Raw genomic sequence first — 23,331 nt, forward strand, 5'->3', positions numbered from 1 at the left:
CGCACCCGTCCCCGGGGAGGCCGCCATGCTGGTCGAATCGATCGTCTTCGCCCTGGTCGGGCTGGCCGCGGCCGCGGCCGCGCTGCTCGGCCTGCCGGGGTACTTCCGGGCGTCCCGCCCGCTGGTGGTGGGGACGGCCACGGCCGCGGCACTGCTCGGCGGGGTGGTCGCGCACTTCTGTCTGGACGGGCGCCTGCCGGTGGTCTCGGTGGCCTTCTCGGCGCTGTCCGCGGGGGTGCTCACCTCGCTGCTGGCCCGGCCGGACCTCGCCGCCGGGCGGGCCCCGGCGCACCGCCACCACCCGCACCGGGCCGGCGCCCACCGCGCACCGCGGCGGCACCGGCCGGCCTGAGGGATCGAGGCTTAGCTGGCCAGGCCGAGGGCGGCCATCCGCCGGGTGTGCGCCTCGGTGATCCGGTTGAACATCTTGCCGACCTCGACCAGGTCGAAGCCCTGCACCTGGACGCCGCCGACCAGCAGGTTGGACAGCGCGTCGCGCTCGGCGACGACCCGCTGGGCCTGGCTGAGCGCCTCGCCCATCAGCCGCCGGCCCCACAGGGCGAGGCGTCCGCCGGCCCGCGGGTCGGCCTCGATGGCCTGGCGGACCTTGTCGACGGCGAACTGGCCGTGGCCGGTGTCGGACATGACGCCGAGCACCAGCTCGCGGGTGTCGTCGTCCAGCCGGACGGCCACCTCGCGGTAGAAGTCGGTCGCGATGGCGTCGCCGACGTAGGCCTTGACCAGGCCCTCCAGCCAGTCCGAGGGCGCCGTCATCCGGTGGAACAGCTCCAGCGGCTCGACGAAGGGGCGCATGGCCTCCTGCGGGTCGGCGCCGATCTCGGCGAGCCGGTCGTGCAGCCGCTGGTAGTGCTGGAACTCGGCGGAGGCCATCCGGGCCAGCGCCGCCTTGTCGGCGAGGTCGGGCGCCAGCTTGGCGTCCTCGGCGAGCCGCTCGAAGGCGCTCAGCTCGCCGTACGCGAGCGCGCCGAGCAGGTCCAGCACCGCGGCGCGGTAGCCCGGTTCGGCCGAGCACGTGGCCCAGTCGCCGATCGAGCCGCCCGCGCCGTCCTGCGTCTCACCTTGGGTCTCCATGACCCGCCACCTTAGTCGCGCGGCGGCGGCCGCCCCACCACCGACCGCACCCGGGTGACCTGCCGGATCGGCCGGTGGAGGGCCGGTCACCGGGGGCAATGTCAGACGCGTCACGTGTTCGAGTCGTCGCCTGACTGTATGGTGGTACGGAGCCCCGTCGTGTTCGCACGGTGTCACCGCCGTCTCGGTGGCCCGCACGAGCCCGCTCCCTAGTGGCACCGTCCCCTCGGACGTGTCCGCACCGGAGGCACGGGTACTCACGTACGCGGATGCCCGGTCGGAGAGCCGATCGGCTCCGACCATGGCTTGGACTTCAAGCCTTGGCACCGCATCAGTGGCCGAGCGAGGGCCGCCGAGACCACGCCCACCTGGCGGAGGTCCCGCGCAGGTCCCTCACGGGAAACCCTCCCCGACGCCGCCGGCGACGCGCCCCGCCATCGGGCCGCGCGCACCGGCCGGCCGCAGGGACCGGCGCGGTTGTGCGTCCGCGCAGCTGTCATCAGGGCCGCCAGGCCCGTACGCAGCCGCGCGGCTGCCCGCCCGCCGCTCGCTCTCGGCCCCTCCGAAAACGGAAGAGGCAGCACCCTGTCCACCACCGCTGAACCCATCAAGACGACGTTCCGGGACCTGGGGATCCTCCCGGAGACCGCCGAGGCCCTCGAGTCCGTCGGCATCGTCCATCCCTTCCCGATCCAGGAGATGACCCTCCCGGTCGCGCTGACCGGCCACGACGTCATCGGCCAGGCCAAGACCGGCACCGGCAAGACCCTCGGCTTCGGCCTCCCGCTGATCGAGCGCGCCATCGTGCGCGCCGACGTGGACGCCGGCCGGGCCACCGAGGAGCAGCTCTCCGACTGCCCGCAGGCGCTCATCGTGGTCCCGACCCGCGAGCTCTGCACCCAGGTCACCAACGACCTGCAGACCGCCGGCAAGGTCCGCAACGTCCGCGTGCTCGCGGTCTACGGCGGCCGGGCGTACGAGCCGCAGGTCGAGGCGCTCAACAAGGGCGTCGACATCGTGGTCGGCACCCCGGGCCGACTGCTGGACCTCGCCGGGCAGAAGAAGCTGAACCTGTCCAAGGTCCGCGCGCTGGTCCTGGACGAGGCCGACGAGATGCTCGACCTGGGCTTCCTGCCCGACGTCGAGAAGATCATCACCATGCTGCCGGCCAAGCGGCAGACCCTGCTGTTCTCGGCCACCATGCCGGGCCAGGTCATCAACCTCGCCCGCCGGTACATGAGCCAGCCGACCCACATCCGGGCCGCCGCCCCGGACGACACCGGCGCGACCGTCGCCAACACCGAGCAGCACATCTTCCGTGCGCACTCGCTGGACAAGGTCGAGACGGTCTCGCGCATCCTGCAGGCCGACGGCCGCGGGCTGGCGATGATCTTCTGCCGCACCAAGCGCACCGCCGCCGACGTGGCCGACCAGCTCACCCAGCGCGGCTTCGCGGCCGGCGCCGTCCACGGTGACCTCGGCCAGGGCGCCCGCGAGCAGGCGCTGCGCGCCTTCCGCAACGGCAAGGTCGACGTCCTGGTCTGCACCGACGTGGCCGCCCGCGGCATCGACGTCGAGGGCGTCACCCACGTCATCAACTACCAGTGCCCCGAGGACGAGAAGACCTACCTCCACCGGATCGGCCGCACCGGCCGGGCCGGCGCCTCCGGCACCGCCGTCACCCTGGTCGACTGGGACGACATCCCGCGCTGGCAGCTGATCAACAAGGCGCTGGACCTGCCGTTCAACGAGCCGGAGGAGACCTACTCCACCTCGCCGCACCTGTACGAGCTGCTGAAGATCGCGCCGGGCACCAAGGGTGTGCTGCCGCGCTCGGAGCGCACCCGGGCCGGGCTCGGCGCGGAGGAGATCGAGGACCTCGGCGAGACCGGCGGGCGGGGCGCCCGCTCCGGCCGCGGCGGGCGGAGCGGGCCGGTCCGCCCGGCCGTCGAGACCCCGGCGGCGGAGGAGAAGCCTCGCCGTAACCGTGAGCGCCGCCGCACCCGCCGTGGCACGGACATCGGCGCCGAGGGCGAGGCGGCCGTCACCGCCGCGGTGACCGAGGCGGCTCCGGCCGTCGAGGGCGCCGAGGGCGAGACCGCGCCGCGCCGTCGCCGCCGCCGCTCGCGCGGTGGCGCCGCCACGGCCGAGGCCGCCCCGGTGGCCGAGGTCGTGGCCGAGGCTGCCGCCGTCGTCGAGGCCGCCGTGGTCGCGGCCGAGCCGGTGGCCGAGGAGAAGCCGCGTCGCACCCGGACCCGCAAGCCCAAGGCGGAGGTCACCGAGGTCGCTGAGGCCGTCGAGGCGGCCGCGGTGACCGAGGCTCCCGCCGAGGCCCCGGCCGAGAAGAAGCCGGCCCGCACCCGGGCCCGCAAGCCGAAGGCCGTCGCCGAGACCGCCGAGATCGCCGAGGCGGCCCCCGTCGCCGAGGCCCCGGTCGAGGCTCCGGTCGAGGCTCCGGTCGCGAAGAAGGCGACCCGGACCCGCAAGCCGAAGGCCGTCGCCGAGACCGCCGAGGCCGTCGAGGCGGCCCCCGTCGCCGAGGCCCCGGTCGAGGCCCCGGTCGCGAAGAAGGCGACCCGGACCCGCAAGCCGAAGGCCGTCGCCGAGACCGCCCCGGCCGCTGAGGCCGCCGAGGCCGCCGAGGCCCCGGCGGCCGAGGTGCCGGCCCCGCGCAAGCGGACCCGCACCCGCAAGGCCGTGGCCGCCCCGGAGGCCACTCCGGAGGGCTGACCGGCCCCACCCCCGAGGGGGCGGCCGGACCGTCGTGGTCCGTCCGCCCCCTCGGGCGTTCCCGGGCGTTCCGGCCGGTGGGAGGGGGTGCCGGGACGGCATAGGCTCGGGGCGTCGCCTGCCCCGGAGGGAAACCGCTCATGAGTACTCCGCCGTTCCTGACCCTGCCCGGCTGCGCCCACGCGGAGCGCGTGGTGACCGCGCGCGGCGAGTTCGCGGCGCTGCGGGCGGAGCCGGACGGGCCGGTGCGCGGGTCGGCGCTGCTGGTGCCGGGGTTCACCGGCAGCAAGGAGGACTTCATCGCGCTGCTCGGCCCGCTCGCGGCGGCCGGGTACCGGGTGACGGCCGTGGACCAGCGCGGCCAGTACGAGACCGGCGGGCCGGACGACCCGGCGGCGTACGCCGTGGCGGAGTTGGGCGCCGATGTCCGGGCGCTGACCGCGGTGCTGGCCGCCCAGGGCGGGCCGGTGCACCTGCTGGGGCACTCCCTCGGTGGCCAGGTGGTCCGGGAGGCGGTGCTCGCGGCCGCCGCCGAGGGCCCGCTGCCGTGGCGTTCGCTGACCCTGATGGCCACCGGCCCGGGGGCGATCGACCCGGCCGAGGCGGCCCGGACCAAGCTGCTGCTGGACGCCCTGCCGGCGATGAGCCTGGAGGAGATCTGGCAGGTCATGCGACAGCTGGACGAGAGCAGCGCGGAGCCCAGGCCCGCCCTGGCGCCGGACGTCGCGGAGTTCCTGCACCGCCGCTGGGTGGCCAACGTGCCGCGCTCGTTGGCCGTCACCGGCGCGCACCTGATGGCCGCGCCGGACCGGGTGGACGAGCTGGCCGCGGTGACCGCCGGCGTGCTGCCGGTGCTGGTGCTCTCCGGCGAGCGGGACTACGCCTGGCCGGTGCCGGGGCAGACCGCGATGGCGGAGCGGCTGGGCGCCCGCCGGGTGGTCATCGCGGGGGCGGCCCACTCCCCCAACGCCGAGCGGCCGACCGCCACGGCCGACGCGCTGGCCGCGTTCTGGGCCTGATCGGCCCCCGACCGGCGCCCGCTCGGGAGTGGTCTGTACCACTTCCGGGGGTTCCACCGGCCTCGGCGCAGGACAAAATTCGTTAGTTACGGTAATCTTTGATTCTGTCCGGGACTCATCGACGGCCTCCATCGGGGTGCCCATCAGTCGAAACCTGGACGTTACGGACGGGCAACGGCCCAGTAGCACCGCCACGGCACCGTGGTTCACGAGGCATTGGACGCACCAGGCAAGCAGGGGGAGCCCTTGCCGCAGCAGACCGCCGCACGCACGCCCCGCCCGATCCGGCCGCAGCGCCGGATCCGCAAGACCCCGAAAGGGCTGATACCGACTCAGCCGCAATCGCCCCGCCCGTCGGGGCCCGGAAAGGAGACGCCCATGACCAAGCCCATGCGCTTCGAGATCCTCCGACTGGACGACGCCAACGGCTCCGCGACCGACCGCGTGATAGCCGACGCCGAGACCGTCCGCGAACTCGTCCAGGACGCCGCCCGCACCGGCGAACGCCTGCTCATCCGCCCGTGCCCGACCGTCTGACCCTGCGCGGCGCCTCCGACCGGGAGACCCCACCCGCCGCCGACGAGCCGGCAGCGTCCGATCCGGACGTACCGATACCCGACTGACGCCCCGTCACCGCGATCGCCGTTGACGGGGCGTCAGTGCGTCCGGCCCCGGCCCCGGGACGTTTGCCGCCACCCGCCACGGGACATCCCCCAACGGGAGCCGCCCGCGGCGCACCCACCCGCGCCGGCCGGGCGTCACCACCGACAGGTGCCGCCGAGCCGTCCGTACGGGTGATCGTCCTTGACGCGGCGGTCCGGAGGGAGGAGCGTTGTCGGCTATGAGGGGCGAGCCAAGCTGCCCGAGGTGCGCCGGTCGGGTCCGCGCCCCCGGTCTTTTTGCGGACACCTGGCAATGCGACCGACACGGAGCCGTGCACCCGATGCAGCCCGTGCTGCCGCCGAGCGTGGAAGCCCTCGGAGTCGCCGTCGCCCGCTCGCAGGTCCCCGTCTGGCTGCCCTGGCCGCTCCCGGTCGGCTGGCTGTACACCGGCATCGCCCACGTCGGCGACGACATCTCGGGCGCCCGGGCCACCGCCGTCGCCTGCTCCGGGCCCGCCCCGCTCGGCGGCTTCGGCGAACTGGTGCTGGTCGCCGAGGAACTGGGGGTCGGCCTCGGCGCCCGCTACGCCGGACTGCCCGGCCCCGACCCGGGCGACTCGGTCGGCCTGTACAAGCCCGCCGACGCCAAGCTGATGGCCGCCGGGCGGCCCACCCCGATGTTCCACGTCCCGGACGCCCCGGCCGACCGCGCGGTGTTCGTCGGCGAGGCCCGCGGGCTCTGGCTCTGGGCGGTCGCCTGGCCCGAGCAGTCCGCCCTGGTGATGTACGACGAACTGGTGCTCACCGACCTGCGCGAGGCCGGCGCCGAACTCGGCCTGCTGCCCTGCGGGGCGCTCACCCCCCGACTGCTCGGCTGACCGCCGCACGAACGGCCTATCCTGGGCGGCACCCCACGAGCCTCCAGGAGTCCGCCCCGTGCGCATCGACCTGCACGCCCACAGCAACGCCTCCGACGGCACCGACAGCCCGGCCGAGCTGGTCGCGGCGGCGGTCGCCGCCGGCCTCGACGTGGTCGCGCTCACCGACCACGACACCGTCGCCGGCCACGCCGAGGCCGCCGGGGCGGTGCACGCGCTGCCGGACGGCGCCCGGCTGACCGTCGTCCCGGGCGCCGAGCTGTCCTGCGTGGTGGACGGCGTCAGCATGCACCTCCTGGCGTACCTGTTCGACCCCGCGGAGCCGGAGTTCGCGCGCGAGCGGGAGCTGGTGCGCACCGACCGGTTCCGGCGCGGGCGGGCGATCGTCGAGCGCTGCCGGGAACTCGGCGCGGACATCAGCTGGGAGCAGGTGCAGCGGATCGCCGGGGCCGGCTCGGTCGGGCGGCCGCACATCGCCAGCGCACTGGTCGAGGCGGGCGTGGTGGCCACCGTCTCGGACGCCTTCACCCCCGACTGGCTGGCCAACGGCGCCCGGGCGGACGTCCGCAAACACGAGACCGACCCGGTGCGGGCGGTCCGGCTGGTCCGGGCGGCCGGCGGGGTGCCGGTGTTCGCCCACCCCGGCGCGGTCAAGCGCGGCCGGACCGTCCCGGACCAGGTGATCGCCGACCTCGCGGCGGCCGGGCTGGCCGCGCTGGAGGTCGACCACACCGACCACGACGAGGAGACCAGGCAGCGGCTGCGCGGCCTGGCCAGCGACCTCGGCCTGCTGGTCACCGGCTCCAGCGACTACCACGGCACCCGCAAGACCGTCCGGCTCGGCGAGCACACCACCGACCCCGAGGTCTACGAGGCGCTGCTCGCCCAGGCCACCGGGGCGAAGCCGATCGAGCGCTGAGGGCGGGCGGGGCGCCGGGGCCGCCGGCGCACCGGGGCGCGGCCGGGCGGGCGCGGGCGGCCGTCCGCCCGGTCGAGGCCGGGACGGGGATCGGTCGAGGCCAGGTCCGGGATCGGTCGAGGCCGGGGATCAGTCGAGCTTGACGCCGCGCCGCCGCGGGTCGCGCAGGTCGGTGCCCTGGTTCAGCCAGCGCTCCTGCAGCGCGGCCGCGCCGTGCACCCGCTTCCAGCCGGCCTCGTTGGGCGTCATCGGCAGCAGCGGCAGGAAGCGCACCGGCTCGGCGGGCTCGGCCAGTTCCAGGTCCTCGACCAGGCCGCCCGGCTCGGCGGCCAGCACCGAGGTGAAGGGGGCGCCGTCCCAGAGCGGGGCGCCGAGGTCCAGCGAGCCGCCCGGGGCCACCACCAGGCCCTCGACCTGCGGGGTCGCGGCGAAGGTGGCGAGGCTGCGCAGCACGCCGTCGCTCCCGCCGCGCACCGTCAGCACCAGTTCGACGCGGGGGCCGCGCAGCTGGTCGGCGACCAGCGCGGTCGGGTCGGCCATCGGGGCGGCGGACATCCCGAGCGTCGCGTAGCGGACCAGTCCGTCGGCGTCCGGGCCGAAGCGCAGCACCTCGATCCGGTCGGTGCCGAGGAAGGTGACGGCGGCTCGGCCGCTCGGCTCGCCGAAGGTCGAGATCAGCCGGGCCTCGACGGCGGCCAGCACCGCCTCCCGGGTGAGTTCCGGGGAGCTGCCGCCGTGAGGGTCACCGAAGGACGGGAAGTCGTGCGCCATGCCGGTGAGCGTAACCCGGGCGGAATCGCGGTCCGCGCGGGGGCGTACGGGCTAAGACCGACCGGCAAAGGGCGGGGAAACGCCGGGGCGCCGATGCCCGGTCAGCTGTTAGGGTGAGCGACTGGCCACCGGGATCGTTCGTCCCGGGGCGGCGGCGCGAAGGAGGTGGTTGCGGTGGATACCGGCCGACCATGCAGTACCGGCAGCTCTGCCCGGCCCCGACTTCCCCGCATCCCTCGCCTCGCAGGCCGTACCGGCTGATCCAGCCGTAGCGGCCCGGGCGCGGGTAGGCGGCGGACGGACCGGCCGGGAGAGCACCCTCATCCCCTTCACCGGTGTTCCTCGCCGTCGCACCACGGCCCTGCCCGCGGTTCTTTCCGCGCCGCCGTGCGACGGCTCCTGCTTCAGGGAGCCTGCCATGTCGATGATCAACAGCCTGCGCGCCGCCGTCCGCACCAACCGTCGCCGGGGTGCCGCCGGGGTGTACGACACCGTGCCCGAGGGCACCGGCTCGGCGGTCGTGGACTGTGCCGTCTACCAGCACGGCCGGCGCAACGGCGAGGCCTGCAGCCCGCGCGAGGCCGCCCGCCGGGTCAAGGCCGCGCACCAACTCACGGACACCGCGGGGTCGTTCAGCTGGATCGGGCTGCACGAGCCGACCGGCGCTGAGTTCGAGGGCATCGCCCAGCGGTTCGGCCTGCACCCGCTCGCGGTGGAGGACGCGGTGCACGCCCACCAGCGGCCCAAGGTGGAGCGCTACGACGACGTGCTGTTCGCCGTCTTCAAGACCATCCGCTATGTCGAGCACGACCAACTCACGCCCACCAGCGAGGTGGTGGAGACCGGCGAGCTGATGGTCTTCGCCGGGCGGGACTTCGTCATCACGGTGCGGCACGGCGGCCACGGCTCGCTGCAGGAGCTGCGGCACCGGCTGGAGGCGGACGCGGACGAGGCCGGACTGCTCGCCAAGGGCCCGGCCGCGGTGCTGCACGCGATCGCCGACCACGTGGTGGACAACTACCTGCTGGTCGCCGAGCGGCTGCAGAACGACGTGGACGAGATCGAGTACGGCGTCTTCTCGGCCAAGGGCGCGCGCAGCGCGGACGTCGGCCGGGTGTACCAACTCAAGCGCGAGGTACTGGAGTTCAAGCGCGCGGTGGTGCCGCTGCTGCGCCCGATGCAGCAGCTGTCCGAGCCGGTGCAGCGCCTGGTGGACCCGGACATCCAGAAGTACTTCCGGGACGTCGCCGACCACCTGGCCCGGGTCACCGAGCAGGTGCACGGCTTCGACGAGCTGCTGAACTCGCTGCTCCAGGCGAACCTGGCGCAGGTGTCGGTGGCGCAGAACGAGGACATGCGCAAGATCACCGCCTGGGCGGCGATCTTCGCGGTGCCCACCATGATCACCGGCGTGTACGGGATGAACTTCGACTACATGCCCGAACTGCACCACGCGTACGGCTACCCGATGGTGCTCGGCGCGATCGCGCTGATCTGCGTCGGGATGTACCGGGGCTTCCGCCGCAACGGCTGGCTGTAGCCCCGTCCCCGGGAGGCGATCAGCGCCGCCCGCCGCGGGCGACCAGGACCAGGCCGAGCAGGATCAGCACCACCGCCGGGTAGGCGGCCGCCGGGGGCCACTGCCCCAGCCACAGGGCGGCGATCAGGGCCGCGCCCGGGGTCTCCAGCAGGATCGCGGTGGAGGTGATCGACGGGCCGAGGGTGCGCACCACCCGGTTGCTCAGCGAGTGCCCGAGCAGCTGCGCGGTGACCATCAGCAGCACGATCTGCCACCAGGCCCCGGCCGACCAGCCGACCAGCCCGGTCCCGGTGACCAGGCAGATCGCCAGCAGGCCGACCGCCGTGGTCGCGTAGCAGACCAGGGTGTACGCGGTGGTGCTGACGGTCTTGCGGACCTCGGCGCCGAGCAGCATGTACCCGGCCGCGGCCAGGCCGGCGGCGAGCGCCAGGGCGTCGCCGAGCAGGGCCCGCGGGGACATCGAGAGGTCCACGCCGGTCAGCACCAGCACGCCCGCGAAGGCGACGACAGTGCCGAGCCAGACCATCCGGGGCGCCCGGACGCCGAACAGCCGCATCAGCAGGATCGTCCACAGCGGGGTGGTGGTGACCAGCGCGGTGGCGGAGGCCACCGAGGTCATCCGCAGGCTGGGCATCCAGAGCGCGAAGTGCACCGCGAGCAGCACCCCGGCGGCGACCGCCAGCAGCAGCGCCCGCCGGCCGATGCCGCGCAGTTCGGCGCGGTGGCGCAGCAGCGCGTACGGGCCGAGGACGCCGACCGACATGACGTTGCGCCAGAAGGCGATGGCCAGCGCGGGCGCGGCGGTGGCGGAGATCAGCGGGCCGGAGAAGGAGATGCCGCCGATCGAGACGGCGAGCAGCAGCAGGTCGAGGCTGGGGAGCGGGTGCGCGGACCGCGGGTCGGCGGCGGTGGCTGGGGCGGGGGCGGTCGCGGGCCGGGCGGCGGGCACGGCGCTCCTTCGCTGGTCGCGGGGGCGGGGCGCTCATACGGTAAGGCCCGTGGCCCGGTAATGGAACTGTCGCCCGGCGGCTGAGACATCCGGCGGGACCAGCTTGGCCGTCCGACCTGACCACCGTGCCCGTCCTGCGCCACCACCGCGCCCGTCCGACCTGACCACCGCGCCCGGCCGGCCGACGGGGACGGGCCGGAAACCCGTACGCTGTCCGCCATGGACCGCAACTCCGCCGCCCCCACCGCCGACGACTTCCTCGACCAGGCCCTGCTGGAGGAGGCCGCGAAGAAGTCCGGTCTGCTCTGGGTGCGCGCGGACGGCGAGGCGCAGTCCCGCCCGCTGTGGCACGCCTGGCACGACGGCGCGGTGGTGGTGGTCGGCGACGGCGGCGAGCAGCCGCTGCACGGCCTGACCGCGGGCGCCGGCGCCGTGATCACCGTGCGCAGCAAGGACAAGGGCGGCCGGCTGACCGGCTGGAACGCCGAGGTGGTCGAGCTGGAGCCGAACGGCGAGGCCTGGCTGGGCGCCGTCGAGGAGCTCAAGGGCAAGCGGCTGAACGCGCCCGACACCGACACCATCGCCGAGCGCTGGGCGCGCGAGTGCCGGGTGCTGCGGCTGCGGCCGGTCGGGGCGCTGACCGAGCGCCCGGGCGCCATGCCGGACGGCTCGCACGCCGCCCAGCCGATGCCCACCCCGGCCACCACCCGCCGCCCGATCCCGGCCGGGCTGCCCAAACTGCTGTTCAAGCGCCGCTAAAGGTTCACGCCCAGGACTCCTGGGGTCGCTACCGTGCCTCACCGGGCCGGGCGTACGCCGCGCGGGTAGCCTTGGCCGAACGTGCGCCGTGGCGCGCACCGTACGGCGTCGAGCAGGTCGAGCGAGTCGAGGGAGTTCATGGCAGGGCCAGGTACCCGGGTCTTCATCTCCCATCTCTCCGCCATCGCGGTCTTCGACCCGAACGGCGACCAGGTCGGACGGGTCCGGGACGTGGTCGTGTCGCTGCGCCTGGGCGGGCGCCCGCCGAGGGTGCTGGGCCTGGTGGTCGAGGTCGTCGGCCGGCGCCGGATCTTCCTGCCGATGACCAGGGTGACCAGCCTGGAGTCCGGCCAGGTGCTCGCCACCGGCCTGATCAACCTGCGCCGCTTCGAGCAGCGCCCGTCCGAGACCCTGGTGCTGGCCGAGCTGCTGGACCGCACCGTCACCTGGTCCAAGACCGGTGAGGACGTCACCGTGCTGGACGTCGGCATGGTGCAGACCCGGCTGCGCGAGTGGGAGGTCAGCAAGGTCTTCGTCCAGGTCGGCCGGGCCTCCCGGCTGCGCAAGGGCAAGGGCGAGCGGCTCACCCTGGACTGGCAGGACGTCACCGGCTTCGCGCTGCCCGAGCAGGACCAGGGCGCGGCCAACCTGCTCGCCACCTTCGAGCAGCTGCGCCCGGCCGACCTCGCCAGCGTGATGCACCACCTGTCCGCCAAGCGCCGCGCCGAGGTGGCCGCCGCGCTGCCCGACGAGCGGCTCGCGGACGTCCTGGAGGAGCTGCCCGAGGACGACCAGGTCGAGATCATCGGCAAGCTCAAGGGAGAGCGGGCGGCCGACGTCCTGGAGGCGATGGACCCGGACGACGCCGCCGACCTGCTCTCCGAGCTGCCCGGCGACGAGGCCGAGCGGCTGCTCGGGCTGATGGAGCCGGAGGAGGCCGAGCCGGTCCGCCGCCTGCTGTCCTACGAGGAGGACACCGCCGGCGGTCTGATGACCACCGAGCCGATCGTCCTGGAGCCGGACGCGACGGTCGCCGAGGCGCTGGCCCGGATCCGGATCCGCGACCACAAGCCCGCGCTGGCCGCCCAGGTGTACGTCTGCCGGCCCCCGAACGAGACCCCGACCGGCAAGTACCTGGGCGCGGTGCACTTCCAGCGGCTGCTGCGCGAGCCCCCGTACGTCCTGGTCGGCTCGCTGGTGGACGACGACCTGGACGCGCTGCCGCCGGACACCCCGCTGCCGCTGGTCACCAGCTACCTGGCGACGTACAACCTGGTGGCCGCGCCGGTCGTGGACGAGGCCGACCACCTGCTCGGCGCGGTGACCGTCGACGACGTGCTCGACCACTTGCTGCCCGACGACTGGCGCGACGCCGCGCTGCACGCCCGGGACGACGAGGAGACCCGGCACGACGAGAGGGAGGAGACGACCGGTGGACGGTGACCGCAACGGACGACCCGGCGAGTCCGCGCGCCGGCGCCTGCAGGGCGAACTGCGGGAACTGCGCCAGCTGCGCGAACTGCGCACCCGCGAGGGCATCGGCCGGGACCGCCTGGAGACCTCCCCCATCACCGGCTCCAACCGCACCCGCCTCGACCAGCCGCGCACCGCCCGGCCGGGCCTGCTGAGCCTGCCGTCCTACGACCCCGAGGCCTTCGGCGTGCTGTCGGAGCGGATCGCCCGCTTCCTCGGCACCGGGCGGTTCATCGTCTGGATGACGGTGTTCGTCGTGGTCTGGATAGGGTGGAACACCCTGCTGCCGGCCGGCCTGCGGTTCGACGAGTACCCGTTCATCTTCCTCACCCTGGCGCTGTCGCTGCAGGCCTCGTACGCGGCGCCGCTGATCCTGCTGGCGCAGAACCGGCAGGACAACCGGGACCGCGTCAACATGGAGCAGGACCGCGCCCGCAGCGACCGCAACATCGCCGACACCGAGTACCTGGCCCGCGAGGTCGCCGCCCTGCGGCACGGGCTCGGCGAGGTGGCCACCCGTGACTTCATCCGCTCCGAGCTGCAGTCGCTGCTCAAGGAGATGGACGAACGGCGGGGCGCGGCCGAGTCGTTGTGACCCTCGGCACGCTACCGGCCGGTTAACCGGTTCGCCGGGCGCCGTACCATCAAGGCATGGCCAACGAGACAGAGGTCGCGGCCGGCGTCACGGAAGAGTCCGTACGCCAGGCGCTGGCGACCGTCAACGACCCGGAGATCAACCGCCCGATCACCGAGATCGGCATGGTGAAATCGGTCGGGATCGCCGAGGACGGCGCGGTGAGCGTCGCGGTCTACCTGACCGTCTCCGGCTGTCCGATGCGCGACACCATCGTCACCCGGGTCCGCGAGGCGGTCGGCAGGGTGCCCGGCGTGACCGGCGTCGAGGTCGAGCTGGACGTGATGAGCGACGAGCAGCGCAAGGAGCTCTCCCAGCTGCTGCGCGGCGGCGCCCCCGAGCGGGAGATCCCGTTCGCCAAGCCGGGCACGCTGACCCGCGTCTACGCCGTCGCCTCCGGCAAGGGCGGCGTCGGCAAGTCCTCGGTGACGGTCAACCTGGCCGCCGCGATGGCCGCGGACGGGCTGAAGGTCGCCGTCGTGGACGCCGACATCTACGGCCACAGCGTGCCGCGCATGCTGGGTGTCGAGGGCCGCCCGACCCAGGTCCAGGACATGATCATGCCGCCGCAGGCGAACGGCGTGAAGGTCATCTCGATCGGCATGTTCACCCCGGGCAACGCCCCGGTGGTGTGGCGCGGCCCGATGCTGCACCGGGCGCTTCAGCAGTTCCTCGCCGACGTGTACTGGGGCGACCTGGACGTGCTGCTGCTGGACCTGCCGCCCGGCACCGGCGACATCGCGATCTCGGTGGCCCAGCTGGTCCCCAACGCCGAGATCCTGATCGTCACCACCCCGCAGATGGCCGCCGCCGAGGTGGCCGAGCGGGCCGGCACCATCGCGGTGCAGACCCACCAGAAGATCGTCGGCGTGATCGAGAACATGTCCGGCATGCCGTGCCCGCACTGCGACGAGATGATCGACGTCTTCGGCACCGGCGGCGGCCAGACCGTCGCGGACGCGCTCACCCGCACGGTCGGCGCGACCGTCCCGGTGCTCGGCTCGATCCCGATCGACGTCCGGCTGCGCGAGGGCGGCGACGACGGCCGCCCGGTCGTCCTGGCCGCCCCCGACTCCCCGGCCGGCACCGCCCTGCGCGCCGTGGCCGGCAAGCTCGGCGGCCGCCAGCGCGGACTCTCCGGCATGTCGCTGGGCCTGACGCCCAAGAACAAGTTCTGAGGCCGTACCTCCCCCGCCCCGAGCAGGCGGACGGGCGAGCGGGCGAGCACCCGCCCCGAGCGGGCGGACGGGCGAGCACCCGCCCCGAGCGGGCGGACGGGCGAGCGGGCGAGCACCCGCCCCGAGCCGAAGGGGCGCGCCGGTGCCGAAAGGGAGAAGCGACGGAGCGAGGCACGAGCGAGGGAGCGCCGACCGTCGGCACCGGGCCAAGAGCGCCCCGGAGGCGAGCGGGCGACTGACTGCCAGAGGGCCCGGGTGGATCTCCACCCGGGCCCTCGGCGTCCCCAGAGGCCCTACGGGCGGGCGTAGCCGCCCAGGTCGGGGACGGTGGCGAAGCCGACGCCGTAGGCGCTGACGCCCCGGCCGAAGGCGCCGAGCAGCACGCCGGGGGCCTCGCCCGCCAGCACCCAGCCGTACTCGGACTCGCGGTAGCGGAACGGCTGCGGCAGGCCGTTGACCGGCAGGCTCAGGGTGGACCAGCCGGGGCCGGCCAGGTCGTCGGCGAGGTCCCAGGCCAGGTTGCTCTGCTGGTCCAGCCAGTCCTGGCGCAGCGTGCGGTCCAGCTGGCCCGGCCAGGTAGCGGCGAGCAGGCCGGAGCCGGCCAGCCAGGCGGCGGAGGAGGCGGAGGTCGCCTCCAGCGTGCCGGTGTTGTCGGCGCTGCGGCGGCTGTCCCGGCGGGCGACGGTGACCACGACGGCGAACTTCCGTACGTCGCGCGGCTCGAACTGCTTGGCGGGCTCGTCGCCGTGGCCGAGGGTGCCGTAGTCGACGCTGCCGGCCGTTCCGCCGCGGGGGACGCCGGCGCCGGCCTGCATCAGGTAGCGGCGGCCGGTCCAGCCGTCGTCCAGGCCGTACCAGGGGAAGTCGGCGGACAGGTAGGGCACCAGCGGGTCCGCCGGGCCTGCCTGCCCGCCGACCACCGGGCCGCCGGCCGTGACCGTCGCCCCTCCCGCCTGACTCGTCGCGTCCATCCCCGGGCCTCCTCAAACGCACGTGTGCCTGCCGTGGCGCGCTCCCATGGTGGCGTACCTCGGCGTTCCCGGGGGCCGTTCCTGGTCCGCGCGGACGCGGATGTGACGGACGGCTCAGCGGGAACAATCAGCACAATAGCGGCGCGCACGCCGCCGCCCCGCTCAGCCGGGCGGCCGGGCGGGGCGGTGGTGTCGGTGCCGCTACGTCGCGTCGGGGTCGAACGGGGGCCGCTCGCCGGGCTGCAGCGGGGCGCCGGCGGAGGCGGGCGCCGGGGCGGCCTTGTCGAAACTCACGCTGCCCGCCCGGCCGTTCACCGGCGCGGCCGGCTTGTCGTCCAGCACGGAGCGGATGTCGAGCGACTCCTTCATGTCCTTCAGGCCCAGCGGGTCCTGCTGGTCGCCCATGAGCTGCTTGCGGACGAAGGTCTTGGGGTTGAGGTCCTCGAACTCGAAGTCCTTGAACTCGGGCCCGAGCTCGCTGCGGATGTCCTCCTTCGCGTTGTCGGCGAAGGAACGGATCTTCCGGATGAAGCCCATGGTGTCCTGGATCAGCTTCGGCAGCTTGTCGGGGCCGAAGATGATGATCGCCATCACGATCAGGGTCAGGATCTCCAGCCCACCTACGTCGCTGAACACCTTTGCTCCCTAGCTCGTCGGACGACGGTTCCTACAGGGTAATGGCCACCGGCGGGTCCCTGGCCCACGGCGGGATGAAGCCGTGGTAAAGACCGGCCGGTGGCCTGGGCGCGCGAAGGGGTTCGCTAACGGATCTGCTGGCGCAGGGCGGCGATGCTGCCGGGGTAGCGCTCCGGGGAGGAGGACGGCTCCGCCTCGCGGGTGGCGGCCACCGGGCGGCCCGGGAAGTCCACCGGGACCTGGGCGTTCATCGGGACCAGGCCGGTGCGGCCGGTGGTGCCGCCCACCGGGCTGACCGTGGTGCCGTGCTGCTCCTCGCCCTGGGTGAGCCCCCCGACGCCGCCGAGCGTGACCGCGGCGACCGAGAAGGCGCCGGCGGCGGCGAACACCAGTCGGCGGCCGCGGGCCGCGGAGGGGCGTACGACGGCCGCGGCGGGCTGCGGACGGGCAGCGGCGCGGTCGGGCCGGGCGACGGCCTCCGGACGGGCGGTGCGGCGCCCCATCAGCGGCCGCAGCACCGAGCCGCGGCCGAAGGCGCGCGGGTCGACCCCGGGGACGGGGGTGTCGGCACCGAGCGCGCCCGCGCCGAAGGAGGCGCCGGCGCCGCGGCCGAAGGAGCCGCCGTCGAGCCGGCTGCCGCCGAGGGTGCCGGTGGCGCCCATTCCGCCGCCGGGCAGGTCGTCGTCGTCCCGGCCGCGCCCGCGCGGCGGCCAGTCGGCGTCCGCCGGGGCGTCCTCCGGGAGGCTGCCGACGGCCATCAGCCGGGCCATCAGCGCGGAGGAGGGGCCGGGGTTGTCGGTGCGGGTCAGCAGGTGTTTGACGGAGCGGCCCTCGTCGGCCTCGGCCTTGCACTGCGGGCAGGTCGCCAGGTGGGCCAGGACCCGCTCGCGGGAGTCGTGGCCGAGTTCGCCGTCCAGGAAGGCGGACAGCCGGTCGCCGAGGTGGTGCTCCTCGGCCGCGGGTTCGGCGGGCCGTACGGGCACCGCGCGCAGTGCCGTGTCGGCGGGCAGCGGGAGGGCGGGCAGCAGGGGGTCGCCGGGTTCGCCGAGCGCCTGGTCCCCGGTGCCGCGACGGCCCGGCAGTGCCCAGCTCCGCCAGGCCGAGGACCGGTCGGACGCATCCGAACGGTCCGGGCCGGACCGGCTGGTTCCGCTCACGATCGCCTCCGTCCGCGCCCGCCGGGCGCAGTCGCGGCCTCGGCGGCGACGCCGACCGGCACCGGCTCCTCCGAGCCGCCGCGGCGCTCGCGGCCCGGGGCCGAGCCGGGGGCGCGGTGCTTGAGCGCGGCGCGCAGGTGGGAGCGGCCGCGGTGGATGCGGCTGCGGACGGTACCGAGCTTGACGCCCAGCGTGGCGGCGATCTCCTCGTAGGAGAGGCCCTCGATGTCGCAGAGCACCACGGCGGCGCGGAACTCCGGGGCGAGGGTGTCCAGGGCCTGCTGCACGTCGGCGTCGAAGTGGGTGTCGCTGAAGTGCTGGGCCGGGCTGGGCTCGCGGGAGGCGAGCCGCTCGGCCGCGTCCTCGCCGAGCGCGTCGAAGCGGATGCGCTGGCGGCGGCGGACCATGTCCAGGAACAGGTTGGTGGTGATCCGGTGCAGCCAGCCCTCGAACGTGCCGGGGGTGTAGGTGGACAGCGAACGGAACACCCGGACGAAGACCTCCTGGGTGAGGTCCTCGGCGTCGTGCTGGTTGCCCGTCAGGCGGTAGGCCAGGCGGTAGACGCGGGCGCTGTGGGCCTCGACGATCTCCTCCCACGTGGGAGGAGTCCAGGTCTGCGCGTCGGGACCTTCGGCGAAGGTCGCGAGGACAGGGGCCTCGGTGGTACCGGCGGCCGGCGTCTCGGCGGCGGGCTGGTCCAGGTCGGAGTGCGCAGGCTGGTTCATCACGGGCTTCGGCGTACGGGCCGACGCGGTGCCGCGGAAGTGCCGCCGCACAGGGACGTCGCCCTCGGCCACACCTCCTCGGTCGGCTCTTCTGCCCAGCAGGGCCACCACCATATCCACCTCACCCGTCAAGCCCGGATAAAAGTGTCCGGGAGGTCTTGCGCACCCGGTCCTCAGTGACAACGGCCCGCCGCCGTACGCGGTTCCCGCCCGGCCAGTAACCTGTGGCAGGAAATATCGACATCCCCCCGCACCGGGCCGCCACCCGGGGCTCCGAAAGAGGCAGCCATCAGCGAGTTCGGGCCCGCGCGCGCGGCCCTCGCCGACACCTACGTGGGCGAGGACGCGGTGCTGACCTACGCCCGGGCCCAGTCCGCGAGGACCGGGATACGGGCCATCGGGCCGAGCGGCGGGGCCTGCCTGCGCCTGCTGGCCGCCGCCCTGGACGCCAAGGCGGTGGCCGAGATCGGCACCGGCACCGGGGTGTCCGGGGTCTACCTGCTGCGCGGAATGCGGCCGGACGGCGTGCTCACCACCGTCGACTCCGAGCCGGTGCGCCAGCAACTGGCCCGCGAGGCCTACCAGGCGGCCGGGTTCGCGGCCAACCGCTCGCGATTCATACCGGGCCGGGCCCTGGACGTGCTGCCCCGGCTCGCCGACGGCCAGTACGACCTGGTGTTCTGCGACGGGGACCCGGCCGAGTCCCGCGAGTACCTGCTGGAGTCGCTGCGACTGTTGCGGCCGGGCGGGATGGTCTGCTTCGAGGGGGTCTTCCAGGAGGGCCGGCTCGCCGAGCCCGAGCTGCAGGACCCGCAGACCGGCGCGGTTCGCGACCTCGTCCGGGACGTCCGGGAGAGCGAGGCGCTGCTGCCCGCGCTGCTGCCGGTCTCGGACGGACTGCTCTGCGCCGTCAAGCGCTAGCCGGGCACGCCCCGGGGCCCGCGGGGGCACCGGGAGAACGCACGGGCCCGGGTACGACGTGACGTCGTACCCGGGCCCGGCAGTACGTCTCCAGGAGACGGCGAGCACCCGCTGCGGTCAGCCGGTGACCTTCTTCAGGGCATCGCCCAGGGCGTCGGCCTCGTCAGGCGTGAGCTCCACCACGAGGCGTCCGCCGCCTTCGAGCGGAACGCGCATGATGATGCCCCGCCCCTCTTTGGTGACTTCGAGCGGGCCGTCACCCGTCCGCGGCTTCATGGCCGCCATGCTCGTTCCCCTTCCTGCAACCGCTCAGCTACGCACCGGCAGTCCGTCCACCGCCGGTATCGAACGCATTGATCGGAAGCCATTATCCCGCATGCCACGGCCTGATGACCAACATCACTCTCGGTGCATCCACGGCCGGACCGGCCGCAACCGTCGCAATTGGCGTCATAAGCCCCGGCGTGGCGGCGGTGGGGGCACCACCGGAAGGTGCGATACCTCACACTCCCCAGGCGGCCCTCCGCTCCGGCATCCTGGCACGACCACCGACGCGACGACCGTTTAGGGAGCCCTCCCCCATGTCCGATTCCGTGCTGTACGAGCTGGACGGCGGCCTGGCCGTCATCACCATCAACCGCCCGGAGGCGATGAACGCCCTGGACGTGGCCACCAAGGTCGCGCTGCGCGACGCCGTGACCGAGGCCGCCGGGAGCCCGGCGGTGCGGGCGGTGCTGCTGACCGGGGCCGGCGAGCGGGCGTTCTGCGTCGGACAGGACCTCAACGAGCATCTGGCGCTGCTGAAGCGCTTCGAGGAGACCGGCGAGGGCGCGCTGCGGACCGTCGCCGAGCACTACAACCCGCTGACCCGCGCGCTGGCCGGGATGCGCAAGCCGACCGTCGCCGCGGTCGGCGGGGTGGCGGCCGGCGCGGGCGCCTCGCTCGCCTTCGCCTGCGACTTCCGGATCCTCTCCGACCGGGCCGGCTTCAACACCGCCTTCGCCGGGATCGGCCTGACCGCCGACTCCGGCGCGTCCTGGACGCTGCCCCGGCTGGTCGGGCACGCCAAGGCCACCGAGCTGCTGATGCTGCCCCGGACGGTCAAGGCCGCCGAGGCGATGGAGCTGGGCCTGGCCACCAAGGTCGTACCGGCCGACGAACTCGCCGCCACCGCACGGGTCTTCGCCCGCGAGCTGGCCGCGGGCCCGACGGTGGCCTACGGCGCCATCAAGGAGTCGCTGGCGTACGGCGCCTCGCACTCGCTGGACGAACTGCTCGACAAGGAGGACGAGTTGCAGACCCTGGCCGGGGAGAGCGAGGACCACCGGATCGCGGTGCGCGCCTTCATCGCCAAGGAGAAGCCCGAGTACGTGGGCCGCTAGGGCCTGTTCGCCCCGCCGGCGCGGACGTGGCAGTCCGCCAGGTGGTCGTCGACCAGACCGCAGGCCTGCATCAGGGCGTAGGCGGTGGTCGGGCCGACGAAGCGGAAGCCCGCCTTCTTCAGTGCCTTCGCCAGCGCCGTCGACTCGGGGGTGACGGCCGGCACCTCGCCCAGTGTGCGCGGGGCCGGCCGGTCCGGGGCGGCGGCGAACTGCCAGATCAGCGCGTCGAGGCCGCCGTCCAGGTCGCGGGCGACCCGGGCGTTGGCGATCGCCGCCTCGATCTTGGCCCGGTTGCGGATGATGCCGGCGTCGGCGAGCAGCCGCTCCTTGTCGGCCTCGCCGAACTCGGCGACCTTGCCGATCTCGAAGCCCGCGAACGCGGCCCGGAAGCCCTCCCGGCGGCGCAGGATGGTCAGCCAGGACAGGCCGGACTGGAAGGCCTCCAGGCAGACCCGTTCGAACAGGGCGTCGTCGCCGTGCACCGGCCGGCCCCACTCGGTGTCGTGGTAGACCCGGTAGTCGTCGGTGGAGTCGCCCCAGCCGCAGCGGCGCAGGCCGTCCGCGCCGAGGACGGCGCCGTCGATCACCGCGGTCACTTCTCCTTCACCGGCTTCGCGTCCTCGGGGGCCTGCGACTTGGTGAGCGCCACCGCGGGCTCGACCACCGCGGCGAACTGCTCCAGGCCGGGCAGCGGTTCGGCGGCCGGGTCGGGGGCGGTGCCGGCCTCGACCGCGCCGCGCAGGTGGGCGGCGGCCTCCAGCTCGGCGATCCGCGAGTCGCGGTAGGCGAGTTCGGCGCCGAGGCGGTCCAGGACGTCGTCCACCTCGTCCATCCGGTAGCCCCGCACGGCCATCGGCAGGCGCAGCTCGTCCACGTCCGTCTTGGTCAGCGGCCGGTCCTGCGGCAGCCGGGCGGCGATGCGGTCCGGCACCGCCTCCGGCATCGAGCCGCCACCGCCGAGCGCCACCAGCGCGGCGCCGCCGACCACCACGGCCATGGCGACCACGATCACCCAGAACACGAGCTGTCCTCCCGAACTCCCGGTCGGCCTCCTCCGAGGTGCCAGGGAACCGGGCTGATCATGACAGCATGGTCCCTAGTGAGGCCGGGGGCCATCATCGCACCCGCAGGAGCTGTGGAGGAGACATCGGTGGCACTGCGCCTGGGACCGCGCGAATTCGGTGACGACGAGCTGGTGATCATGGCCATCGTGAACCGGACCCCCGACTCGTTCTTCGACAAGGGCGCGACCTTCGCCGACGAGGCCGCCTTCGCCGCCGCCGACCGCGCGATGGCCCAGGGCGCGGCGATCCTGGACATCGGCGGGGTGAAGGCCGGCCCGGGCGACGAGGTCACGGTCGAGGAGGAACTGCGGCGCACCGTGCCGTTCGTGGCCGAGCTGCGCGAGCGCCACCCCGAGGCGGTGATCAGCGTGGACACCTGGCGGCACGAGGTCGGCGAGGCGGTCTGCGAGGTGGGCGCGGACCTGCTGAACGACGCCTGGGGCGGGGTAGATCCCCGGCTCGCCGAGGTGGCCGCCCGGTACGACGCCGGGCTGGTCTGCACCCACGCGGGCGGCGCCGAGCCGCGCACCCGGCCGCACCGGGCCGGGTACGAGGACGTGATGGCGGACATCCTGCGGGTCACCGTCGGACTGGCCGAGCGGGCGGTGGAGCTGGGCGTCCGCCGGGACGCGGTGATCATCGACCCGGGGCACGACTTCGGGAAGAACACCCGGCACTCGCTGGAGGCCACCCGGCGGCTGCCGGAGATGACCGCGACCGGCTTCCCGGTGCTGGTCTCGCTCTCCAACAAGGACTTCGTCGGCGAGACCCTGGACCGGCCGGTGAACGAGCGGCTGCTCGGCACCCTGGCCACCACGGCGGTCTCGGCCTGGCTGGGCGCCCAGGTCTACCGGGTGCACCAGGTCGAGGAGACCCGCCAGGTGCTGGACATGGTCGCCTCGATCCGGGGCACCCGCCCCCCGGCGGTCGCCCGCCGGGGGCTGGCCTGAGGCTTTCCCCTCCTCCGGCGCTCGCTCGCCTCTTTCTGACGCTCGCTCGCCTGAGCATCTGGCGCTCGGTTCGCCTCCCTCTGGCGCTCGCTCGCGCTAGATCTCGTCGGCGGGCCGGCGGGCCTCGGCGAGGATCTTCAGGACCTCGTCGATCTCGTCGGTGATGTGGAACAGCTCCAGGTCGTGCGGGGCCGCCTTGCCCTGGGCGACCAGGGTGTTCTTCAGCCACTCGTAGAGGCCGCCCCAGTAGGCGCTGCCGAAGAGGATCACCGGGAACCGGGTGACCTTCCTCGTCTGCACCAGGGTGAGCGCCTCGAACAGCTCGTCCAGCGTGCCGAGTCCGCCGGGCAGGACCACGAAGCCCTGCGCGTACTTCACGAACATCGTCTTGCGGACGAAGAAGTAGCGGAAGTTCAGCCCGAGGTCGACGAACTCGTTGAGGCCCTGCTCGAAGGGCAGCTCGATGCCGAGCCCGACGCTGAGGCCGCCGCCCTCCGAGGCGCCGCGGTTGGCGGCCTCCATCGCGCCCGGGCCGCCGCCGGTGATCACCGCGTAGCCGGCCTCGGCGAGGGCCCGGCCGATGGCCACCCCGGCCTCGTACTCGGGAGAGTCCGCCGGGGTCCGGGCCGAGCCGAACACGCTGATCGCGGGCGGGAGTTCGGCGAGGGCGCCGAAGCCCTCGACGAACTCGGAGGTGATCCGCAGCACCCGCCAGGGGTCGGTGTGCAGCCAGTCGGTGGGACCGGTGGTGTCCAGCAGGCGCTGGTCCGTGGTGCTGGTGCCGACCTGGTCCCGGCGCACCAGCACCGGGCCCTTCTGCTTCTCGGGCCAGGCCTTCTTCTTCCGCGGCACGCCGACCTGCTCGGGGCCGTGTCCGTAGTGCTTGTCGTCTCCTGTGCCTGTCATGACGAAACCCTACGCCCGCCCTCCCCCGTTTTCAGGCAACGGGGGAAGGTCGGTTGGGCAACCGGAAGATGGCGT

General features: G+C 74.2%; 25 protein-coding genes. 14 read left to right on the top strand and 11 right to left on the bottom strand.

The genetic code is table 11. The features are described 5' to 3' along the window. Positions 1–25 precede the first annotated feature (25 nt). On the top strand, positions 26–352 hold the full coding sequence (locus tag ACZ47G_RS09070; protein WP_380463486.1) for a hypothetical protein: 327 nt from the start codon (positions 26–28) through the stop codon (positions 350–352). A gap of 11 nt (positions 353–363) precedes the next feature. On the opposite strand, the gene ACZ47G_RS09075 is transcribed toward ACZ47G_RS09070, so the two are convergent. Beyond that, a complete protein-coding gene (locus tag ACZ47G_RS09075; protein WP_465740776.1) occupies positions 364–1,092 on the bottom strand; it encodes a ferritin-like fold-containing protein in 729 nt (242 codons plus the stop codon). A gap of 699 nt (positions 1,093–1,791) precedes the next feature. On the opposite strand from ACZ47G_RS09075, the gene ACZ47G_RS09080 reads away from it, so the two are divergent. The 5 genes from ACZ47G_RS09080 (at position 1,792) to ACZ47G_RS09100 (ending at position 7,240) form a co-directional block, all read left to right on the top strand. Further along, positions 1,792–3,822 carry a DEAD/DEAH box helicase gene (locus ACZ47G_RS09080; protein WP_465740777.1) on the top strand — a complete coding sequence of 677 codons (2,031 nt, stop codon included), beginning with the start codon at positions 1,792–1,794 and terminating at the stop codon, positions 3,820–3,822. Between the two features lie 140 nt (positions 3,823–3,962). Then, on the top strand, positions 3,963–4,841 hold the full coding sequence (locus ACZ47G_RS09085) for an alpha/beta fold hydrolase (protein ID WP_465740778.1): 879 nt from the start codon (positions 3,963–3,965) through the stop codon (positions 4,839–4,841). 378 nt (positions 4,842–5,219) lie between these two features. Beyond that, positions 5,220–5,378 (top strand): hypothetical protein, encoded by a 159-nt coding sequence (locus ACZ47G_RS09090; protein ID WP_188305309.1) that lies wholly within the window; start codon positions 5,220–5,222, stop codon positions 5,376–5,378. Positions 5,379–5,682: 304 nt separating this feature from the next. Beyond that, on the top strand, positions 5,683–6,321 hold the full coding sequence (locus ACZ47G_RS09095; protein WP_465740779.1) for a DUF6758 family protein: 639 nt from the start codon (positions 5,683–5,685) through the stop codon (positions 6,319–6,321). A gap of 58 nt (positions 6,322–6,379) precedes the next feature. Next, positions 6,380–7,240 (top strand): PHP domain-containing protein, encoded by an 861-nt coding sequence (locus ACZ47G_RS09100; protein WP_465740780.1) that lies wholly within the window; start codon positions 6,380–6,382, stop codon positions 7,238–7,240. A gap of 129 nt (positions 7,241–7,369) precedes the next feature. On the opposite strand, the gene ACZ47G_RS09105 is transcribed toward ACZ47G_RS09100, so the two are convergent. Continuing rightward, positions 7,370–8,011 carry a suppressor of fused domain protein gene (locus ACZ47G_RS09105; RefSeq protein WP_465740781.1) on the bottom strand — a complete coding sequence of 214 codons (642 nt, stop codon included), beginning with the start codon at positions 8,009–8,011 and terminating at the stop codon, positions 7,370–7,372. A gap of 418 nt (positions 8,012–8,429) precedes the next feature. Between ACZ47G_RS09105 and corA the strand changes: the two genes are divergently transcribed. Continuing rightward, positions 8,430–9,551 carry a magnesium/cobalt transporter CorA gene (gene corA / locus ACZ47G_RS09110; protein WP_465740782.1) on the top strand — a complete coding sequence of 374 codons (1,122 nt, stop codon included), beginning with the start codon at positions 8,430–8,432 and terminating at the stop codon, positions 9,549–9,551. Between the two features lie 19 nt (positions 9,552–9,570). Here the strand turns inward: corA and ACZ47G_RS09115 are convergent, their stop codons facing one another. After that, positions 9,571–10,500 carry a DMT family transporter gene (locus ACZ47G_RS09115; protein WP_465740783.1) on the bottom strand — a complete coding sequence of 310 codons (930 nt, stop codon included), beginning with the start codon at positions 10,498–10,500 and terminating at the stop codon, positions 9,571–9,573. Between the two features lie 219 nt (positions 10,501–10,719). Between ACZ47G_RS09115 and ACZ47G_RS09120 the strand changes: the two genes are divergently transcribed. The 4 genes from ACZ47G_RS09120 (at position 10,720) to ACZ47G_RS09135 (ending at position 14,544) form a co-directional block, all read left to right on the top strand. Further along, positions 10,720–11,259 (top strand): hypothetical protein, encoded by a 540-nt coding sequence (locus ACZ47G_RS09120; protein WP_465740784.1) that lies wholly within the window; start codon positions 10,720–10,722, stop codon positions 11,257–11,259. A gap of 138 nt (positions 11,260–11,397) precedes the next feature. Next, positions 11,398–12,702 carry a magnesium transporter MgtE N-terminal domain-containing protein gene (locus tag ACZ47G_RS09125; protein WP_465740785.1) on the top strand — a complete coding sequence of 435 codons (1,305 nt, stop codon included), beginning with the start codon at positions 11,398–11,400 and terminating at the stop codon, positions 12,700–12,702. Beyond that, on the top strand, positions 12,692–13,327 hold the full coding sequence (locus ACZ47G_RS09130; protein WP_465740786.1) for a DUF1003 domain-containing protein: 636 nt from the start codon (positions 12,692–12,694) through the stop codon (positions 13,325–13,327). The genes ACZ47G_RS09125 and ACZ47G_RS09130 overlap by 11 nt, the downstream gene beginning before the upstream one ends. A 56-nt stretch (positions 13,328–13,383) precedes the next feature. Beyond that, positions 13,384–14,544: an Mrp/NBP35 family ATP-binding protein gene (locus ACZ47G_RS09135; RefSeq protein WP_465740787.1), complete on the top strand. Its 1,161-nt coding sequence runs from the start codon at positions 13,384–13,386 to the stop codon at positions 14,542–14,544. Positions 14,545–14,837: 293 nt separating this feature from the next. On the opposite strand, the gene ACZ47G_RS09140 is transcribed toward ACZ47G_RS09135, so the two are convergent. The 4 genes from ACZ47G_RS09140 to sigE all read right to left on the bottom strand — a co-directional run bounded on the left by ACZ47G_RS09140 (position 14,838) and on the right by sigE (position 18,033). Further along, positions 14,838–15,515, bottom strand: a complete 678-nt coding sequence (locus tag ACZ47G_RS09140; RefSeq protein ID WP_465740788.1) for a hypothetical protein — start codon at positions 15,513–15,515, stop codon at positions 14,838–14,840. 201 nt (positions 15,516–15,716) lie between these two features. After that, complete coding sequence (locus ACZ47G_RS09145; protein ID WP_465740789.1) at positions 15,717–16,151, bottom strand: sec-independent translocase; 435 nt, start codon at positions 16,149–16,151, stop codon at positions 15,717–15,719. Between the two features lie 125 nt (positions 16,152–16,276). After that, positions 16,277–17,308 carry an anti-sigma factor family protein gene (locus ACZ47G_RS09150; protein ID WP_465740790.1) on the bottom strand — a complete coding sequence of 344 codons (1,032 nt, stop codon included), beginning with the start codon at positions 17,306–17,308 and terminating at the stop codon, positions 16,277–16,279. Continuing rightward, a complete protein-coding gene (gene sigE, locus ACZ47G_RS09155) occupies positions 17,305–18,033 on the bottom strand; it encodes an RNA polymerase sigma factor SigE (protein WP_465740791.1) in 729 nt (242 codons plus the stop codon). Before sigE ends, ACZ47G_RS09150 begins: the two co-directional genes overlap by 4 nt. A gap of 288 nt (positions 18,034–18,321) precedes the next feature. Between sigE and ACZ47G_RS09160 the strand changes: the two genes are divergently transcribed. After that, positions 18,322–18,954, top strand: a complete 633-nt coding sequence (locus ACZ47G_RS09160) for an O-methyltransferase (protein ID WP_189915839.1) — start codon at positions 18,322–18,324, stop codon at positions 18,952–18,954. Between the two features lie 117 nt (positions 18,955–19,071). Here the strand turns inward: ACZ47G_RS09160 and ACZ47G_RS09165 are convergent, their stop codons facing one another. Then, entirely contained in the window at positions 19,072–19,239 is a 168-nt protein-coding gene (locus tag ACZ47G_RS09165) for a DUF3117 domain-containing protein (RefSeq protein WP_188303543.1), read from the bottom strand. A gap of 296 nt (positions 19,240–19,535) precedes the next feature. Between ACZ47G_RS09165 and ACZ47G_RS09170 the strand changes: the two genes are divergently transcribed. Then, positions 19,536–20,336: an enoyl-CoA hydratase-related protein gene (locus ACZ47G_RS09170; protein WP_380457860.1), complete on the top strand. Its 801-nt coding sequence runs from the start codon at positions 19,536–19,538 to the stop codon at positions 20,334–20,336. On the opposite strand, the gene ACZ47G_RS09175 is transcribed toward ACZ47G_RS09170, so the two are convergent. Further along, positions 20,333–20,923, bottom strand: a complete 591-nt coding sequence (locus ACZ47G_RS09175; protein ID WP_465740890.1) for a DNA-3-methyladenine glycosylase I — start codon at positions 20,921–20,923, stop codon at positions 20,333–20,335. The two genes, ACZ47G_RS09170 and ACZ47G_RS09175, sit on opposite strands and share 4 nt — an antisense overlap. Positions 20,924–20,928: 5 nt before the next feature. Next, the gene (locus tag ACZ47G_RS09180; RefSeq protein ID WP_380457862.1) at positions 20,929–21,357 is read right to left on the bottom strand and encodes a DivIVA domain-containing protein; all 429 of its coding nucleotides are present in this window, start codon (positions 21,355–21,357) and stop codon (positions 20,929–20,931) included. A 180-nt stretch (positions 21,358–21,537) separates the two neighbouring features. Between ACZ47G_RS09180 and folP the strand changes: the two genes are divergently transcribed. After that, a complete protein-coding gene (gene folP, locus ACZ47G_RS09185; RefSeq protein WP_465740891.1) occupies positions 21,538–22,350 on the top strand; it encodes a dihydropteroate synthase in 813 nt (270 codons plus the stop codon). A 96-nt stretch (positions 22,351–22,446) separates the two neighbouring features. On the opposite strand, the gene ACZ47G_RS09190 is transcribed toward folP, so the two are convergent. Beyond that, positions 22,447–23,256 carry an LOG family protein gene (locus ACZ47G_RS09190; protein ID WP_465740792.1) on the bottom strand — a complete coding sequence of 270 codons (810 nt, stop codon included), beginning with the start codon at positions 23,254–23,256 and terminating at the stop codon, positions 22,447–22,449. Between the last annotated feature and the right edge of the window lie 75 nt (positions 23,257–23,331).

Source organism: Kitasatospora sp. NPDC030952, from assembly GCF_055571335.1.

Excerpts from the sequence above, each read along its gene's own strand:
- ACZ47G_RS09070 (WP_380463486.1), top strand. The coding sequence starts at position 26 with ATGCTGGTCGAATCGATCGTCTTCGCCCTGGTCGGGCTGGCCGCGGCC.
- ACZ47G_RS09075 (WP_465740776.1), bottom strand. The coding sequence starts at position 1,092 with ATGGAGACCCAAGGTGAGACGCAGGACGGCGCGGGCGGCTCGATCGGC.
- ACZ47G_RS09080 (WP_465740777.1), top strand. The coding sequence starts at position 1,792 with ATGACCCTCCCGGTCGCGCTGACCGGCCACGACGTCATCGGCCAGGCC.
- ACZ47G_RS09085 (WP_465740778.1), top strand. The coding sequence starts at position 3,963 with ATGAGTACTCCGCCGTTCCTGACCCTGCCCGGCTGCGCCCACGCGGAG.
- ACZ47G_RS09090 (WP_188305309.1), top strand. The coding sequence starts at position 5,220 with ATGACCAAGCCCATGCGCTTCGAGATCCTCCGACTGGACGACGCCAAC.
- ACZ47G_RS09095 (WP_465740779.1), top strand. The coding sequence starts at position 5,683 with ATGAGGGGCGAGCCAAGCTGCCCGAGGTGCGCCGGTCGGGTCCGCGCC.
- ACZ47G_RS09105 (WP_465740781.1), bottom strand. The coding sequence starts at position 8,011 with ATGGCGCACGACTTCCCGTCCTTCGGTGACCCTCACGGCGGCAGCTCC.
- corA (WP_465740782.1), top strand. The coding sequence starts at position 8,430 with ATGTCGATGATCAACAGCCTGCGCGCCGCCGTCCGCACCAACCGTCGC.
- ACZ47G_RS09120 (WP_465740784.1), top strand. The coding sequence starts at position 10,720 with ATGGACCGCAACTCCGCCGCCCCCACCGCCGACGACTTCCTCGACCAG.
- ACZ47G_RS09125 (WP_465740785.1), top strand. The coding sequence starts at position 11,398 with ATGGCAGGGCCAGGTACCCGGGTCTTCATCTCCCATCTCTCCGCCATC.
- ACZ47G_RS09135 (WP_465740787.1), top strand. The coding sequence starts at position 13,384 with ATGGCCAACGAGACAGAGGTCGCGGCCGGCGTCACGGAAGAGTCCGTA.
- ACZ47G_RS09140 (WP_465740788.1), bottom strand. The coding sequence starts at position 15,515 with ATGGACGCGACGAGTCAGGCGGGAGGGGCGACGGTCACGGCCGGCGGC.
- sigE (WP_465740791.1), bottom strand. The coding sequence starts at position 18,033 with ATGAACCAGCCTGCGCACTCCGACCTGGACCAGCCCGCCGCCGAGACG.
- ACZ47G_RS09165 (WP_188303543.1), bottom strand. The coding sequence starts at position 19,239 with ATGGCGGCCATGAAGCCGCGGACGGGTGACGGCCCGCTCGAAGTCACC.
- ACZ47G_RS09170 (WP_380457860.1), top strand. The coding sequence starts at position 19,536 with ATGTCCGATTCCGTGCTGTACGAGCTGGACGGCGGCCTGGCCGTCATC.
- folP (WP_465740891.1), top strand. The coding sequence starts at position 21,538 with ATGGCCATCGTGAACCGGACCCCCGACTCGTTCTTCGACAAGGGCGCG.
- ACZ47G_RS09190 (WP_465740792.1), bottom strand. The coding sequence starts at position 23,256 with ATGACAGGCACAGGAGACGACAAGCACTACGGACACGGCCCCGAGCAG.